15 protein-coding genes are annotated in these 17,345 nt (G+C 41.0%); 9 read left to right on the top strand and 6 right to left on the bottom strand.

Annotation, left to right across the window (positions count from 1 at the left end; all coding sequences use genetic code 11):
- Window positions 1-24 precede the first annotated feature (24 nt).
- Window positions 25-1,140, bottom strand: a complete 1,116-nt coding sequence (locus AC2SLL_RS09035) for an S-(hydroxymethyl)glutathione dehydrogenase/class III alcohol dehydrogenase (RefSeq protein ID WP_486531361.1) — start codon at window positions 1,138-1,140, stop codon at window positions 25-27.
- Window positions 1,141-1,896: 756 nt separating this feature from the next.
- Between AC2SLL_RS09035 and AC2SLL_RS09030 the strand changes: the two genes are divergently transcribed.
- From AC2SLL_RS09030 to AC2SLL_RS08995, 8 genes are all read left to right on the top strand, one after another.
- The gene (locus AC2SLL_RS09030; RefSeq protein WP_486531360.1) at window positions 1,897-2,862 is read left to right on the top strand and encodes an urease accessory protein UreD; all 966 of its coding nucleotides are present in this window, start codon (window positions 1,897-1,899) and stop codon (window positions 2,860-2,862) included.
- A gap of 31 nt (window positions 2,863-2,893) precedes the next feature.
- Window positions 2,894-3,196: an urease subunit gamma gene (ureA, locus tag AC2SLL_RS09025; RefSeq protein ID WP_486531359.1), complete on the top strand. Its 303-nt coding sequence runs from the start codon at window positions 2,894-2,896 to the stop codon at window positions 3,194-3,196.
- A 92-nt stretch (window positions 3,197-3,288) separates the two neighbouring features.
- Complete coding sequence (gene ureC / locus AC2SLL_RS09020) at window positions 3,289-5,565, top strand: urease subunit alpha (RefSeq protein WP_486531358.1); 2,277 nt, start codon at window positions 3,289-3,291, stop codon at window positions 5,563-5,565.
- A gap of 96 nt (window positions 5,566-5,661) precedes the next feature.
- The gene (ureE, locus tag AC2SLL_RS09015; protein WP_486531357.1) at window positions 5,662-6,201 is read left to right on the top strand and encodes an urease accessory protein UreE; all 540 of its coding nucleotides are present in this window, start codon (window positions 5,662-5,664) and stop codon (window positions 6,199-6,201) included.
- Window positions 6,194-7,033, top strand: coding sequence for an urease accessory protein UreF (locus AC2SLL_RS09010; RefSeq protein WP_486531356.1), 840 nt, complete (start codon window positions 6,194-6,196; stop codon window positions 7,031-7,033). Before ureE ends, AC2SLL_RS09010 begins: the two co-directional genes overlap by 8 nt.
- Window positions 7,034-7,105: 72 nt before the next feature.
- A complete protein-coding gene (ureG, locus tag AC2SLL_RS09005) occupies window positions 7,106-7,759 on the top strand; it encodes an urease accessory protein UreG (RefSeq protein WP_486531355.1) in 654 nt (217 codons plus the stop codon).
- Window positions 7,760-7,882: 123 nt separating this feature from the next.
- Window positions 7,883-8,560, top strand: coding sequence for a HupE/UreJ family protein (locus tag AC2SLL_RS09000; RefSeq protein ID WP_486531354.1), 678 nt, complete (start codon window positions 7,883-7,885; stop codon window positions 8,558-8,560).
- Between the two features lie 111 nt (window positions 8,561-8,671).
- A complete protein-coding gene (locus AC2SLL_RS08995; protein WP_486531442.1) occupies window positions 8,672-9,046 on the top strand; it encodes an AmiS/UreI family transporter in 375 nt (124 codons plus the stop codon).
- Window positions 9,047-9,140: 94 nt separating this feature from the next.
- On the opposite strand, the gene aqpZ is transcribed toward AC2SLL_RS08995, so the two are convergent.
- Entirely contained in the window at window positions 9,141-9,902 is a 762-nt protein-coding gene (aqpZ, locus tag AC2SLL_RS08990; RefSeq protein ID WP_486531353.1) for an aquaporin Z, read from the bottom strand.
- Window positions 9,903-10,668: 766 nt separating this feature from the next.
- Here aqpZ and AC2SLL_RS08985 point away from each other — a divergent pair.
- Window positions 10,669-11,655 carry a glutathione S-transferase family protein gene (locus AC2SLL_RS08985; RefSeq protein ID WP_486531352.1) on the top strand — a complete coding sequence of 329 codons (987 nt, stop codon included), beginning with the start codon at window positions 10,669-10,671 and terminating at the stop codon, window positions 11,653-11,655.
- Window positions 11,656-11,970: 315 nt separating this feature from the next.
- On the opposite strand, the gene pncB is transcribed toward AC2SLL_RS08985, so the two are convergent.
- The 4 genes from pncB to AC2SLL_RS08965 all read right to left on the bottom strand — a co-directional run bounded on the left by pncB (window position 11,971) and on the right by AC2SLL_RS08965 (window position 17,301).
- Complete coding sequence (pncB, locus tag AC2SLL_RS08980; protein WP_486531351.1) at window positions 11,971-13,185, bottom strand: nicotinate phosphoribosyltransferase; 1,215 nt, start codon at window positions 13,183-13,185, stop codon at window positions 11,971-11,973.
- A gap of 463 nt (window positions 13,186-13,648) precedes the next feature.
- Window positions 13,649-15,382 (bottom strand): AMP-binding protein, encoded by a 1,734-nt coding sequence (locus AC2SLL_RS08975; RefSeq protein WP_486531350.1) that lies wholly within the window; start codon window positions 15,380-15,382, stop codon window positions 13,649-13,651.
- Window positions 15,383-15,955: 573 nt separating this feature from the next.
- On the bottom strand, window positions 15,956-16,795 hold the full coding sequence (locus AC2SLL_RS08970; protein WP_486530951.1) for an IS3 family transposase: 840 nt from the start codon (window positions 16,793-16,795) through the stop codon (window positions 15,956-15,958).
- Window positions 16,783-17,301, bottom strand: coding sequence for a helix-turn-helix domain-containing protein (locus AC2SLL_RS08965; protein WP_486530417.1), 519 nt, complete (start codon window positions 17,299-17,301; stop codon window positions 16,783-16,785). Before AC2SLL_RS08965 ends, AC2SLL_RS08970 begins: the two co-directional genes overlap by 13 nt.
- Between the last annotated feature and the right edge of the window lie 44 nt (window positions 17,302-17,345).

The raw sequence follows: 17,345 nt of genomic DNA, 5'->3' as shown, positions 1-17,345 counted from the left end.
TTCATTTAGTAAACAATGGCGCTATTAATAAACAATCACACTACGAATACATTCTGGATCATGCAAAAGCTCAAAACCTTTGTTGATTTCTTCATGGCTTAAAGTATGAGTAATCAGTGAATCCACATCAATTTTGCCTTCCATATACCAATCTACAATAGTCGGCACATCGGTACGGCCTCTAGCACCACCAAATGCAGAGCCTTCCCACTTACGGCCAGTTACCAGCTGGAATGGGCGGGTACTAATCTCTTGTCCCGCTCCAGCAACGCCAATAATGAAGCTGCGCCCCCAGCCTTTATGGGTACACTCTAACGCTTGGCGCATAACCTCGACATTGCCGATACATTCATACGAATAGTCAACACCGCCGCCTGTCATTTGTACGATACGGTCAACGATACTCTCGCCTTTATCCAAATCTTTTGGATTGATAAAATCAGTCATACCAAAGCGGCGACCCCATGCTTCACGACTTGGATCAAGATCAATGCCGATAATACGCCGAGCACCAACCAGTTTCGCACCTTGAATAACGTTTAAACCAATACCGCCAAGCCCAAATACAGCCACAGTGGTACCAGCTTCCATTTTGGCACTATAAACCACCGCGCCAACACCTGTCGTTACCCCACAACCGATATAGCAAACTTTGTCAAACGGCGCATCTTTACGAATTTTGGCCACGGCAATTTCAGGAAGTACGGTGTGCCGAGCAAACGTTGAAGTGCCCATATAATGCATAATAGGCTGACCATCAAGACTAAACCGAGAGGTACCGTCTGGCATTAGACCCTTGCCTTGAGTATCTCGAATCGCCTGACAAAGGTTTGTCGCTGGATGTAAACAAAAATCACACTCACGGCACTCAGGTGTATAGAGTGGAATAACATGATCACCCACCTCTACACTTTTTACGTTTTTACCTACTTCCACCACTATACCTGCTCCTTCATGACCTAAGATGGCGGGAAAAACTCCTTCAGGGTCAGCACCTGACCAAGTATAGTAATCAGTGTGACAAATTCCTGTCGCTTTAAGCTCAATTAAAACTTCGTTATCTTTTGGACCTTCAAGGTCAACTTCATGTAAGCTTAATGGTTTGTTGGCTTCCCATGCGATGGCAGCTGTGGTCTTCATGGCTATGCTATCCTCTTAATTTTTATCGTCTGATGATTTTGTTAACTGTCTACTTATTAGTTATTTGTTGTTAGATACTTATTGAATGCATTAGAAGTTCATTAAGTTTGATTCTAACATAGCCAATATTTTTTGAAAGTAAGTCCTCGTTAGCAGGGTGTAACCTAATCCTTTTCTCATTTGGTTTTGAATAATCAATGTGATGGACAGCTGCTATTTAGCACGATCAACTATTAAAAAATAGAGTCCTCAACTTAGAGGTTAGCGCCTTGAACTCAATATGAATTGACAGTGTTGTTTTATCCCTACCCCTGCACCGAAACAAAACAATATTTTGTTTTATTAATAATATTGGTGCATTTTTGGGGCTATTAGTGAGCGATTTTGTCGGTTACTATGACTCAGTTACTATGAATAAGGCGATGGCACATAATTTGTAACAACAACATAACTCATCAATTATTTTCAACGACTAAATGGTTATTTTAGCGTTTGGGACAAAAGCCACAGAGCAAATATTATTTAAGAATTAATTACTATAAACAAACCTAATTTACCTAGCTTGTAACAACAAAAGTGATAAATTACTTCCGATGACCTAGCTGTTACCTCATCAGTAGCTAAGTAACTAATTTACAAAGAATTATCACTTAGATAATACGGGTAGTAGATTTTGGCTGACTAACTGTTTAAATAGCGTTGTAAACAACTATTTGGATAGCTTTTTAAACAGTTTACTTTTAGGAAAACGCAATCTTGACATGGCTCTCCTCACTCAACCTAAGCTTTGATTATGTGACTGCCAGCCAAAAAACTCGGCTTTGCACCCGTGCCCATTCAGGTGCATTAATGGTACAACGTCCCTTGTATCCTGAGTCAAATAAGCAGACAGGTATCTGTCATATCTATGTCCTTTACCCACCCGCTGGTATCGCCGAAGGGGATCAGTTAACAGTCGACCTTCAGCTGCAAGAGAACAGTCATGCAGTGATTACCACACCCGGCGCTGGTAAATGGTATGGTCGTAAAAAAGTGAATAGTGCTGATCTGTCTTCTCGCTCTCAGGCAAATAGCTCTCAGGCAAATAGTGACAATATAAATAGTATCATTACAAAAAAAATTGCCAGTCAAAATATTAGCGCAAAAATTCAGGCGAATGCGACCCTAGAGTGGCTACCCCAAGAGAGTATCTATTACGATAATTCGTTCTCAAATGCATTTAACCGTTTTGAGTTGTCACAAACAGCGGGCTTGCTAACGTGGGATATTGCTGTGTTTGGGCGTCAAGCATACAACGAGACGTTTATCAGCGGAGAGTACAGTAATCGTTTAGAGATATGGCGAGATAAACAATTACTTATCAGTGAGCATACTTGCCAGCGTGCTTCATCGCGATGGTTTAAGTCGCCACTTGGGTTGAACAGCCAGCATGTACATGGCTCATTTTGGGCAGTACCAAGCTGTGAGGTTGTTGACAGTGCACAGCGTCACAATCCATTAAAACTTGGGCAGTATTTAGATGACACTATCATTGATATACGCGCACTGATTGAGAAACATGCTTTACCAATTGATTGTACGCATAATTATCAAGCCATTAATTGTCGCTATTTAGGCGTGGATGTCAGAGCCTGTTTTGAAGCATTTTATCTCATACGTGAGCTATTGAGGGCAAAATGGTACAAGCTTGAACCACATCGACCTAGAATTTGGGACACTTGATTAAGTAAAAGATAACCTTTAAGGAATAGCTATGCAACTGACTCCTACTGAAAAAGATAAACTTATGTTATTCACTGCTGGTATGGTTGCCGAACGCCGTAAAAATCGAGGCGTTAAGCTCAACTACCCTGAAGCCGTCGCCTATATCAGTATGTTACTGATGGAAGGGGCACGTGACGGTAAAACTGTGGCACAACTTATGAGCGAAGGGACGACTTATTTATCGGCTGAAGATGTCATGGAGGGCGTGCCAGATATGATATCAGACGTTCAAATTGAAGCGACTTTTCCAGATGGTACCAAACTGGTAACCGTGCATAACCCTATTATTTAATGTCATATTAGACGCGTTATTCGATGAACTGTTAAATGAAGTGTTAAATAAATTATTGAATGAACTATTTGGTCAATAAATAAGGTAACATTATGAAAGTAGGCGAATATAAAGTAAAAGCCGGTGTTATGACCTTAAATGCAGGTCGCAGCGTACTAACCATAGAGGTGGTCAACACTGGCGACCGTCCAATTCAGATTGGGTCACATTATCATTTTTATGAAGTCAATGAAGCACTAAGATTTGATAGAGAAGTAACCAAGGGCTACCGCTTAAACATCTTATCGGGTACTGCGGTACGCTTCGAGCCTGGTCAATCTCGCGAAGTCGAACTTGTTGCTATAAGCGGGAAGCAAAACGTCTATGGCTTTTCAGGTAAAGTGATGGGCAATGCTGAGGTAAAACAAACCAAGCAAACCTCACAGAAACGTATCGACCGCCGTATTTATGCGGAACATTTTGGTCCTACTACTGGCGACAAAGTACGCTTAGCAGACACCGATCTATGGCTAGAAGTAGAGTACGATTTGACCAATCAAATGGATGCCAAGTCAGATTTACAGGCAAATAGTGATTCAAATGAGCAATCCACTTCCCAATCCACTCACACCGCTCTCTCCTCAACTAGCGAATCAATCTCAATCAGCGGTTCAGCGCATGCTGAAGAAGACTCTCAAAGTTTAGCCAGTAATGGTTCAACCGACTCACAACCCAACATTAATATTGGTGAAGAGGTAAAATTTGGCGGCGGTAAAGTTATCCGCGATGGCATGGGACAGTCTCAATTAATGGGGGTTGACGTTGCAGAAACAGTGATTACCAATGCACTTATCGTTGACTATACTGGTATTTACAAAGCTGATGTTGCGCTTAAAAATGGACGTATCAGCGGTATCGGCAAAGCAGGTAATCCAGATATTCAGCCTGATGTTACTCTCCCAATTGGCGCATCAACTGAGATTATTGCAGGTGAAGGTAAAATCTTAACCGCAGGCGGGATCGACAGCCATATCCACTTTATCGCCCCCCAACAATGTGAAACCGCTTTGATGTCAGGGGTAACTACCATGCTCGGTGGTGGTACAGGACCCGCTCAAGGCACTCTGGCAACAACCTGTACACCTGGCGCTTATCATATTCACAGTATGTTAAAAGCTACCGATGCTATCCCTATGAATATTGGCTTGTTGGGCAAAGGCAATGTCAGCTTACCTGATCCTGTTGTGGAGCAAATTGAAGCAGGGGCTATTGGTCTAAAACTGCATGAAGATTGGGGCACAACGCCTCAAGCTATCGATAATTGCTTAAGTGTGGCTGAGAAATATGATGTACAGGTGGCTATTCATACGGACACCCTAAATGAAAGTGGCTATTTAGAGAGCACACTAGGCGCATTTAAAGGTCGCTGTATCCATACCTTCCATACCGAAGGCGCTGGGGGTGGACATGCCCCAGATATCTTAAAAGCAATTGGACAACCGCACGTTCTCCCCTCCTCGACCAACCCGACTCGTCCCTTTACCATCAATACCATTGATGAGCATCTCGACATGCTCATGGTATGTCATCACTTAAGTCCCGCTATTGCAGAAGATGTCGCCTTTGCAGAGAGCCGCATCCGTAAAGAGACCATCGCTGCTGAAGATATCCTACATGATACAGGCGCTATCTCTATGATGAGCAGTGACTCACAAGCGATGGGCCGTGTGGGTGAGGTTATTATCCGTACTTGGCAAACTGCTGATAAGATGAAAGCTCAACGAGGACATTTAAGTCCAGATAAGTCAGCCCTAAGTGAACAAAACGCGGGGCATATTAACCTATCCCAAACAGATTTCAGTGAAGACAATGATAACTTCCGTATCAAGCGCTATATCGCCAAATACACCATCAATCCTGCCATCACTCACGGTATCAGTGATGTGGTGGGCTCAGTTGAAGTAGGTAAGTGGGCGGATTTAATTCTCTGGACACCTGCCTTCTTTGGGGTTAAACCGGACTGCATTATTAAAGGCGGTCTAATAGCTGCCGCGCCAATGGGAGATATCAATGCCTCTATTTCAACACCGCAGCCGGTACATTACCGTAGTATGTTTGGTAGTTATCCAAAGACAGTGGCTCAAACCTGTATTGCTTTTATGTCACAAACAGCGATAGATAAGGGCGTCGCTACCGAGCTTAAGCTTAATAAAGTCATTTCACCTGTTCATAATATTCGCCAAGTACGTAAAAGTGATATGAAGCTCAATAGTCATTGTCCTGATATGGATATTAATCCTGAAACCTATGAAGTTCATGCCGATGGTAAGCTATTGACTTGTGAGGCTGCGGAGCATCTACCAATGGCTCAACGCTACTTTTTATTTTAACGCAGGATTATTTTAGAGCCAAATCAACCTAGAGCGCTTTGTATTTTGAAGCACTTTTATATGAGACCTTATCCTATCAAATAGACTCTATTGACTATGAAAATTTATTCGCAACGCCTTGATGATACCGATTTAACCCCTGAGCAACGCTCATTAATTGAAGAGCAGAAGCAGAACAATCACTATCTATATTTGGACTTTGATACCCGCCAGCGTAGCCGTTTTAAAGCCAATACTGTATTAAATGAATCAGTGGCTATTGACTTGCCACGTACTGAGACGTTAAAAGACGGTTGCGTGCTGTCTACTGCTGCTGGAGAGCTTATTCAAGTAAAAGCTGCTAAGCAAACGTTGGTCTGCGTAACCGCTGACGATGGGTTTAATTTAATGAAGGGAGCCTATCACTTAGGTAACCGTCATGTGCCGCTTATGATTACTCCAACCGCACTCTACTTTGAGCCTGACCATGTCCTTGAGTCAATGCTACAAAATATTGGCTTACATACAGAGCAAGTACAGGCTCTCTTTGAACCAGAAACAGGGGCTTACAAAGGTGGACATGGTCATTCGCACAGCAGTCATTCACATGATCATGCTTCTACGCACAGTCACGAGAAAGAGCATTCACATGACTGATGCAAAAGTAGAAACCCTACCCTTAAGCGCAGACGAAGATGCTCTAGATAAAGATGTTACAGGTCGGTTGCTGATGCTGGCTTCAAGTAACCTGCCTATTGGTAGTTATACCTATTCGCAAGGTATAGAGCCTGCCATAGAATCAGGCCTTATTCATGATGAAGACAGTACCCTACAATTCATGCAAGACTACCTAGAGCTTGCATTAGTGGGTTATGAGCTTCCGCTATTGGCTTTGATGGTAAACGCGCTAACTGACGACAATGAGGACTTAGCCAAGGCCTTGGGTGCTGACTATCATGCCAGCCGTGAAAGCAAAGAGTTTGTCTATGAGTCTAGCCAACTTGCCATTTCACTATCTGCGTGGCTGGATGAGGTATTAGATCTAAATGTTCCTGAAGAGCTAGTCACTCATGGATTTCTGCCACTGTTTGCGAACATCAGTGCGCATTGGCAGATTAAACCCGAGCAAGCGATGATCACTTATGCTTTTGGTCAAATCGAGAATATGGTATTGGCTGCGGTAAAAACTGTGCCACTGGGTCAAATGGCAGGACAACGTATTATTTGGCAGTTGCAGCAAAAGCTGGAGCATTTTACTCAAAAAATAAGTTCTGAAGTCCGTCACGTTTATCTCGATTATCAACATTTTCAAACCCATCAAACAGCCTTTTACGAGCAAAATAAAGACTCTGATAGGATTGACTTCAACCCAACAGCACCCCCTCTTAATTTGTTATATCAACCACTAAATATGTCGGCTAACTTGCCCAATTTAGCCAAGCTGTCTTGTCAACATGAACGACAATACAGCCGTTTATTCCGTTCGTAATATAAGTAAACCAGTATTATGACTTATAAAATTATTTTTATAATAGCCCATTAAAAATTAAGGAAGCATTCTATGGCGCTTACGCCCAAAACTCAAAATACTAATAACACTACCACATTATCTCCACTTCGTTTAGGTATCGGTGGTCCCGTTGGCTCTGGCAAAACCGCTTTAACGTTAAGATTATGCCAGTGCCTACGCGATGAGATCAATATGGCGGTCGTTACCAATGACATTTACACCAAAGAAGATTCCGAGTTTTTAACTCGAAATAATGCCATGCCGGCGGAACGTATTCGCGGTGTTGAAACAGGTGGCTGCCCTCATACTGCCATTCGTGAAGATGCCTCCATTAACCTATCGGCAATTGCAGAATTACAAAGTCAGTTTCCTGAACTAGAGTTAATCATCATTGAATCTGGTGGAGACAACCTAGCAGCAACGTTTAGCCCTGAATTATCAGATCTAACTTTGTACGTCATTGATGTCTCGGCAGGCGACAAGATACCGCGCAAAGGTGGTCCAGGCATTATGAAATCTGACCTACTTATTATTAATAAGACAGATTTGGCCCCTTTAGTTGGGGCATCTCTTGAGGTCATGGCACGTGATGCCAAAAAAATGCGTGGTAAAAAACCTGTCGTATTTAGCAATATGAAAACGGGAGAAGGCTTGGATGAGATTGTGGCTTTTATCAAAGATAAGGGCATGATCGGCACAGCATAAGGTGCGGCATAAGTAAACAATGATATTAATGAAAGTGTGACTATTTAAGTGTGAATATTTAATTTAAGTGTGAATATGTAGTAGTAAGAAAACCGACTTACTTCATTAATTAAGGAATTTATCATGATAGTAAATAACGCAAAGTTAATTAACCTTTCAAATACAGCGACTAAACCCGCAACATTTAGTTTATTCACGTTACTCTCTTTGCTACCAACACTTGCATTTGCACATCCTGGGCAAGGTTTATTCCTATCCGACGGCTCATTTTCTTCCTCTGTTTTATCTGGAGTTATACACTCATTAACTGGACTTGATCATCTGATGCTAGCGCTAGGAATGGGCATACTTTTTAGTCAAATGCACAGCTTTAAAAAAGGATTTGCCTTCTTAAGCATTGGTTTAATAGCGGGTTTTGCACTTAGCTTAAGTGTGAATTTAAACAGTCAATTTATCGAAGCGGGTATCATGTTATCGATCGTATTATTAACCATAGCGCTTATGAGCCGATACTTTAACCCTGCGCTAACCGAGCACTCGCAAACCTCTGTTAAGACAATGTATAACACAATTATTATTGGTTTTGGTGCGTTAGCAATGTTTCATGGTGCAGCGCATGCTATTGAAGTCCCTGCCAACAGTATCATTACAGGTTTCTTTATCGGTATGATTGTGGCCATGTTGGGTCTTTACGCTTTCGGTAGCGTCATGGCTAAGTATTTAATTAATAATATTCAAAACAGCATAATTGTTCAACGAGTCATGGCAATTGTTGGATTATGCGCGGTATTATTTAGCTAATAACAAATCTAGAAATTAACCTATCAAGGAAAGCGAGTGCAAACGCTACAAATAGTAGGTTTAATGAGCTTGACAAAGATAGGTTATTTTATAGAAAAGGTATAACCTTTACTGATAAACGCTCACGATTTACATTTAATCAGTACCGGTGCTTTTACTTTCCTATTCGCTTTTACCTATCTATGGACGGGTATTAATCAATTTTTAAATACAGATTCAAAAGGGTTAGGATGGTTTTGCCTGTTTGTCAGTTTAACCGCTTTATCTGTTGCACTAAACGCCACGTTTAAAATAAGCATGGAATTTAGTGTTTGGGACATCTACAACTGGTATGCTTGGGCTGTGCTATGGTTTTTAGACTTTGTTATGCTCAGCTTATCAAAAAACATCCAAAAACAAGTTGGCATGTATGCCGTTTTTTGTGCGATTACAACAGGGTGGATACCGGGGCTATTAATACTACAGGAGCTCTATGTTATTTATTAAAAAATATCGAGTTTAAATATAATAAGACAAAAAAAGGAGACTCAATTTGAGTCTCCTTTTATTTATAAACTTACCGCTCAAATTCTGCTAGCGCTTAGCCTATTTTTTCATCTAAAACCACATCGCCCACAATATCTGGGCCTTCATGACCCAACCAAGCGTAGATGCCACCACCAATTGCACCGCCAATGATTGGAGCCACCCAAAACATCCACAACTGAGATAATGCGCCACCGCCAACAAATAGAGCGACAGCTGTTGAACGAGCTGGATTGACTGAAGTATTGGTAATAGGAATACTAATTAAATGAATTAACGTTAGCCCTAAGCCAATAGCAATTGGCGCAAATCCTATTGGGGCACGATGATGGGTTGAGCCCATAATGATAATTAAAAAAATAGCGGTTAAAACCACTTCGGCTATCAAGGCCGCCATCATGCTATAACCACCTGGAGATAAGGCTCCAAAACCATTGGTCGCAAAAGCCCCTGCAGCTGTTGGGTCAATTGCAAAGCCTGCTTGGCCACTGGCTATAATATAAATAAAGAAAGCACCTAATAAACCGCCCAATACTTGAGCAATAATATAGGGCATAAGATGCGCCATAGGAAATCGCTTACCAATAGCTAAGCCCACGCTTACTGCGGGGTTGAAGTGACCGCCTGAAATGTGACCAAAAGCATACGCCCCAGTCAGTACCGTTAGACCAAACGCCAAAGCAACACCGACAAACCCTATCCCTAGGGGGTTGCCCTCGCCACCAAAGTTTGCAGCAAACACAGCGCTACCACACCCACCTAAAACCAACCACATTGTGCCTAAAAATTCGGCAGCCAATTTCTTTGACATTGTCATATTGAACTTTCCTTTATAATAACACCCAAAGTGTCTATTAATAGATTGATAAGTAAATCTATTTGCAATAATGAAATAAGCAAAAACTGTGCCAGTATGTTATCGACACATAAGCACAAACTTCAATAGTATGCCTAAGAGACTGTCCAGTTGCATTGTTATCTTCACATCTATTATTCATGTCTATTAATAAAGACAACAGTTGCTTTAATACCTGCAGACTAAACAAAGCTAGACCAAAAACAATATTATTGTAGAATATCCATATCCAAACTACGGGTTGAAAAGCACATTTGAATTATATTAATTGTTAAGCAAATGACTACCACTCAATAAATAAAATAGAGTTGAACTCAAATAATTTCGCTACAAGGCAACAGACCGTAGATAATCCAAGTCGTACATTCAGGAAGGTCAACGCCTTAGTGTATTTTTTTGAGACAAACTATAATAACGGGCGTTAATATAACTACTATTAATTTTTCTTACCCACCGACCCCAACCGATGCGTTAAAAGTCATTGAATTCTGGTTTGACAAAGAGCAGATGTCTTTTAAACACTGCTTATAAACACAAGGTTCTTATAAATAGAACACTCAATTGCTATTACTGCTGTTTACTGAGATTAATTCAACGGTTATCATCTTTCTAATGACATTCTATAGTAGCCATTAAAAACTGGGCATTAATAGCATAAGATTAAATCAACTATACTGATAAACTATACTGATAAACAGTATTAGCCTAACTAATTACGGAGTAACCTATGGGTTTACTAATCGAAGGTAAGTGGCACGATCAATGGTACGATACAGAGGCAACTGGTGGTCGTTTCCAGAGAGATATCTCTAGATTTAGAAATTGGATAACCTCCGATGGTAGTGCTGGGCCTTCAGGAAGTGCTGGGTTTAATGCAGAACCTAATCGCTATCATCTGTATGTATCATTAGCCTGCCCTTGGGCGCATCGCACCCTCATCTATCGTAAGCTAAAAGGCTTAGAGGACTTGATAACGCTCTCAGTGGTTCATCCTTTAATGCACAGTAACGGCTGGACTTTTCAAGAAGGTGAAGGTGTCATTGCGGATCCTATATTTAACGCTAAATATATGCATGAAATATATACAGCTGCCAAGTCAGATTATACGGGACGTGTTACAGTACCAGTCTTATGGGACAAAAAAAATAACACCATAGTCAGTAATGAATCCTCAGAAATCATTCGCATGTTTAACTCAGCTTTTGATGCAGTAGGTGGCAATAAAGACGTTAATTTTTTACCCGATACATTAAGAGATGAGATTGACGAACTAAACGACTTTATCTACCCCAATATTAATAATGGCGTTTATAAATCTGGTTTCGCGACCACTCAAGATGCCTATGATGAAGCGGTCATTGATCTATTCGCCGCTTTAGACAAAATTGAAGAACGCTTAGCAACGCGCCGCTATCTCACTGGCGATACCATCACAGAAGCAGACTGGCGATTATTTACCACCCTTGTCCGCTTTGACCCTGTCTATGTAGGCCATTTCAAATGTAATATTAGACGTATTGTCGACTACCCTAACATGTGGGGTTACTTACGTGACTTATACCAAGTGCCGGGAGTGGCCGCATCCGTTAATATGGCCCATATAAAATCGCACTACTATGGTAGTCATGACACCATCAACCCCACATTGATCGTGCCTCGTGGTCCAGAGATAGACTTTACCACCCCACATGGCCGACAAAATCTGTCTGCATAAGCAGTAACTCATAATTTACTGAGGCGTATCCCCCAGTCTCAACTTTGAAAAGCTTAAAATTTGTAGCTCATCACGCTTTTCGCTACTATCTTGGTTGTTCACTGGGGCGTGGGCTAAGGCTAGAAGCGTTTCATTATTCAAGCAAACCCATCTAGCCAAAGCCCGCGCAGCCCAGTGCCCCACCAAGTATATCCGCTACAATCGTGGCTAAACCGCTCTTGCTTTGAGCATGGATACGTTATCTTTTATACGCCAATGTCTACACACCCGTGCGGTAAAAATTACCCCATACCAATGGCAAAAAAGCTATTACTATTAAGGGCTATCTATATCAAACACTTGCCGCAAATATGCCAGATAAGTGTCATTATTAATCATCGTTTTTCCCGGGCTATCTGATAGTTTAGCCACCGGCTGACCATTACACTCCACGAGCTTTAAAACAATATTTAGCTGAGTCAGCCCCATGTCATTGGTCAAATTTGTGCCAATGCCAAAACTGGTTTGAATACGGTCCTTAAAATATTGATGCAACTGCCACGCTTTTTCAATATCAAGCCCATCGCTAAAAGTTAGCACTTTTGTCTTCGGGTCAATCTTAAGTTTTCTATAGTGAGCGACCGCCTTATCGCCCCACTCGTAAGGGTCGCCACTATCATGACGCAAGCCATCAAATAATTTCGCAAAATACAAATCAAAATCCCTCAAAAAGGCATCCATCCCCACCACATCAGTTAAGGCAATTCCCAAATCGCCTCGATACTCGTGTACCCATGCTTCAAGAGCCGCCTTTTGCGAATCTCGTAAGCGCACATCCAAAGCTTGAAATGCCTGCATAAACTCATGCGCCATCGTTCCTATAGGGGTTATTTTTAACTTTTTGGCCAGATAGACGTTAGAAGTCCCCCGGACAATATTGGGAGCGGCTTTGTGTAATGTTTCAACCACATGTGCTTGCCATTCTTTATTAAAACGACGACGCGTACCAAAATCAGCAATGATGAATTCAGGTTCACCTCTTACCTGTTTTGCTGCATAGTGCTGGAGTTTTGCCACTTTTTGTTGGAGACGCTTCTCGCCCTCTTCTAAAACTGCTGGCGTCGTTAATCTTTGGTAATAAAGTTCGTTGACAATCGCTAATACAAAAATCTCAAAAAACATGGCCTGAATCATAGGGCCTTCAATATCGATACATAGCCTATTTTTTCTGTCAATAACAACCTTGATATGACGACGTTTAAGCTGGAATAACTCTAAGTAATCGATAAAGTCAGAACGAATAAAACGTAAATTGCTTAAATAATCTAACTCTTCCGCAGTAAAGTTCAGACTGCATAGGCAATCGAGTTGCGCGTCAAGTTCATCTTTAATCTCTGCAAGAGGATAAGCGGTATCCTTGTAATTTCGGCAACGAAAGCGATAGACACTATGGGTTTGTGGAAACTGATGTAACATGGCTTGTAGCATCGTGAATTTGTATAGATCGTTATCAAGCAATGAGGTAATAATAGGTTGCTTAGCAGAGGTCATAGCTTATCCATAATGGCTAACTGTAAAAATATTTTTGTAAAATGCTGGGCTTTATTTTGGCGTTGTTTATATCCATACTGTTTTATATCAATATTGACAGCTATAGTCACAGGCAAGTAAAGCAGACAGGCAAATGAGGTACATAGCGACCAACCGCAGATGCTATGAGTAGTATATTTAGTTTAATCAACACCGTAACTCTTCATTTTGCCTTTGACTCTATTATGAAAAATCCGCCAGCCTTTTAATACCGGTAGAATCCATGGCGAATATGAAGAGTTACCTTAACATAAAGCAATCTTCCTCTATTATGCCAATGCTTGCACAATAACCTAACCTGAAAACCCATGGTAATGGCTAAAAGTAGAACAACTCCCCTTTTTTAAGTCATTACTCAGGATCACTTAGGTGAGGGGAGATCGATCCACATTTTGGATAGCATTTGAGCCAGATTAGATCTGGCCTATAAGTTTAACTCTTCTTTCATTGCCTCAACGATTTTAAATTTCTGTATTTTACCCGTAACAGTCATGGGGTATTCTTCTACAAATCGAATATACGCTGGAATTTTAAAGTGAGCAATATGGTTACGACAAAACTCTCTAACCTCTTGTTCAGTTAGGGTTTCGCCACGCTTTGGAATAATCCAAGCAGCCAGCTCCTCACCATACTTTTCAGATGGTACACCGACTATTTGTACATCCAGTATTTTTGGATGACGATAAAGGTAGTTTTCCACCTCAATCGGATAAATATTTTCGCCACCACGGATAATCATATCTTTGCTGCGACCCACAATAGTGATATAGCCCTCTTCATCCATCTGGCCTAAATCGCCGGTGTGCATCCAACCATCCACAATAGCCTCAGACGTTTTAATAGTGTCGTTCCAATAACCAAGCATTACAGCGTAGCCCTTAGTCATTACTTCGCCCACTTGATTTATAGGTAGTGTTTCTTTGGTGTCACTATCGACAATCTTAACCTGCAAATGAGCTTGCACCAGACCCACTGTAGAGATACGCTTCTCAAGGGAGGTTATCGGTAATGTTTGAGTGGCTTTAGGACTGGTTTCCGTCATACCATAGGCAATGGTCAGCTCATCCATGTGCATGTCAGTAATGATACGCTGCATCAGCTCCATCGGACAGCTTGAACCACCTGAGATTCCCGTTCGCAATGTTGACACATCGTATTGATCAAAGTCAGGATGGTTCAAAATACTCAAAAACATACTCGGCACAGAATGCAATACTGTACAGCCCTCTTCGCTCACAGCTTGCAACACCGCCAAAGGCTCAAAACTGGTACTCGGATACACAATCGTACCACCATGACTGAGCATGGTTAAGTTACCCAACACCATGGCAAAGCAGTGATAAAGCGGTAATGGCAGGCACAGCTTATCTTCTGGTGTTAAGCACAGCGTCTGCCCGCAATGATAGGCGTTATTTAGTAGGTTTTTATGAGTAAGCGTTGCCCCTTTCGGCACGCCTGTTGTGCCACTGGTAAATTGAATGTTAATGGGATCAGAGGGTTTCAGCTGTTTACTACGCTCTGCTAATAAAGGGTCATTCGCATCGCCCTCGCTGAGCCAATCCGAAAACTTTTGCATATAGCGAATGTTTTCTGTGCTTTCAGGCTCATCAATCCATATTAAACGTTTAAGATTTGGCAAAGAGACGAGCTCAAGATACTTATAATCTTGGCGATAAATCTCTGGTGCCATCTCTTGCAGCATTTCTGCATAGTCACTGGTTTTGAAATGACGCATGACGACCAGAACCTTACAATCTACTTTATTTAATGCGTATTCAAGTTCAAAAATACGATAAGCTGGATTAATGTTTACCAAAATAATGCCGGCTTTGGCGGTCGCTAACTGCATGAGTAGCCATTCAACGTTGTTATGCGACCAGATGCCGATACGATCGCCTTTAACAAGCCCCGTTCTTATCATGGCACTTGCAAGCTGGTTGGCTTTTTCTTGCAGTTCTTTATATGTCCAACGAATACCTTGATGACGTGAGACAATGGCTTCTTTGTTGGGATACTTTTCCGCAACACTGTCGAAATAATCGCCAATGGTTTGGTCAATAAGCGGTGTATCGGTTGGGCCAATGTCATGACTCATGGTAAGCGGCGCATTTCTTGAGGCCGCATTAGGGAAGCGCTGGTGTAATAGATCTCTAAACATAATCACATCCTTGTTTTTTATGACGATTGCTTAATAACTGAGGTTAAGTCGCTTGTTAAATAGCTGGGGTTAAATGACTTTTTAATCAGCGACCATCTAATAAACTTAGGTTAACTGGGTAAATAAAAGCGATGGCACTAATGATAATTATGTTTTAACAAATCCTTTGTTAAACGCTTAATCTGACTAATACTTTAATTTAACTCAACGCCAAATGGAATAGCTTAAAACAACCACAACCCTAAAATTTAACAAGTTAGGCAATATTTCATATTTCTTAATCCTTTAAAGCATCCAAAGGTGCTCATTTTCATGTCAATACTTATACTGAATATATACTATATGTATATAAGGGCAACTACCATCTGGGTTTTTAAAATGAAATTTAATATCTCATTATAAGCATATTTACAGCCACGCTATCAAGAGCCAAATGAAGGTTTTTAAATAGACATAACCATGTTAAAGGTGTATTAAGATATATTTAGGCTACTCTTTGAGGTTCTTTTGAAAAAAATCGCATAAAAAAAGGACTCGTTTTGAACTGACCCCCAAAAGTTGGACGGTTTAAGTCTATCTCAAGGACTGAATTCTGTACTTCACAGGACTCAGTCCTTTAAGTTTAAGCTGAATACGCTCATGATTGTAATAATGAATGTACTCATGAATTTGCTTTTCTAGTTCATCAATAGTTTTAGGCTTTTCAATATAGATGGTCTCACACTTCAGTGTGCCAAAGAAGCTCTCCATTAACGCATTATCTATGCAGTTGCCTTTTCTACTCATGCTTTGTCTTATCTTATGCTTTTTAAGCGTCTTTCTAAAAGGCTTCATTTGATAATGCCAGCCTTGATCAGAGTGAAGCATTAACTTTTTATGACGACTTGTTTTCGTCTTATCTAGCGCAAAATCTAGCATTTTACTTACCACATCATAGGTTGGTCTTTTAGATAAGGTATAACTGACTATTTCATTATTATAGCAATCAAGAATCGGAGATAGATATAATTTATTGTCACCCACCTTAAACTCAGTAATGTCTGTTAACCAGCGTTTATTGGGTTTACCAGCATGGAAGCGACGCTTTAAATAGTTCTTTGCTATTTTTCCCTGTTGACCTTTATAGGATCGATACTTCTTTCTTCTGATCTTCGCATTAAGATTTAACTGCTTCATAAGCTTGGCAATAAGCTTATGGTTATGATGCATGCCTAACTGCTTTAATGCGGCTGTGATTCTACGATAGCCATACCGACCTTTATGTTGGTAATATAGCTCGATGATACGCTGCTTTAAATCAGCGTATTTGTCTTCAGCATCAAACTGACACCTATGGTAATAAAAGACACTTTTAGGCATATCAGCTATCTTAAGTAAAGCTGATATGCAATATTTATCCCTTAGTCCTTCGATGAGCCTTGCTTTGTCTCGGCTTGTTCCCTCTCCCTGAGCAAGGCATCGAGCTTTTTTAGGTAGGCATTCTCCGCACGAAGATATTCATTCTCACGTTTCAGCTCTGCTAATATCTTTTCATCATCTGGTTTGTCTGTGATAAATGGTTTGCTCATGGCCGCTCTACCTTTACGTTTAGATATGAGTCCAGACATACCCTGTAGTCGATAAGCTTTGTGCCACTGGCTGATTAAAGCTGGTGAGCTGATGTTATACCTTAGAGCAACTTCCAATTGACTTAGGCCTTGGGTAAGCATCGTTGTTAGTACGTTAAGTTTAAACTCACTACTGTATTTGGCTTTGCTTGTCTTTGGCTTAATAGCCTTTATACCACCGCTTTGATATTGCTTGACCCATTTACTTACAAATCTTGGATTCACTTTAAACTTCTTTGCTGTGGCATGACCGGTATGTCCTTGCTTATAGTATCCTATGACTTTGATCTTAAAATCTAGATTGTAACGCATAAAAATACCCCATAAGTTGTGTCCAACTTTTGGGGGTCAGTTCA

Source organism: Psychrobacter sp. CX97 (assembly GCF_057396285.1).
Note: the sequence above shows the minus strand (reverse complement) of the source record. Positions and strands in the feature narration are given on the sequence as shown.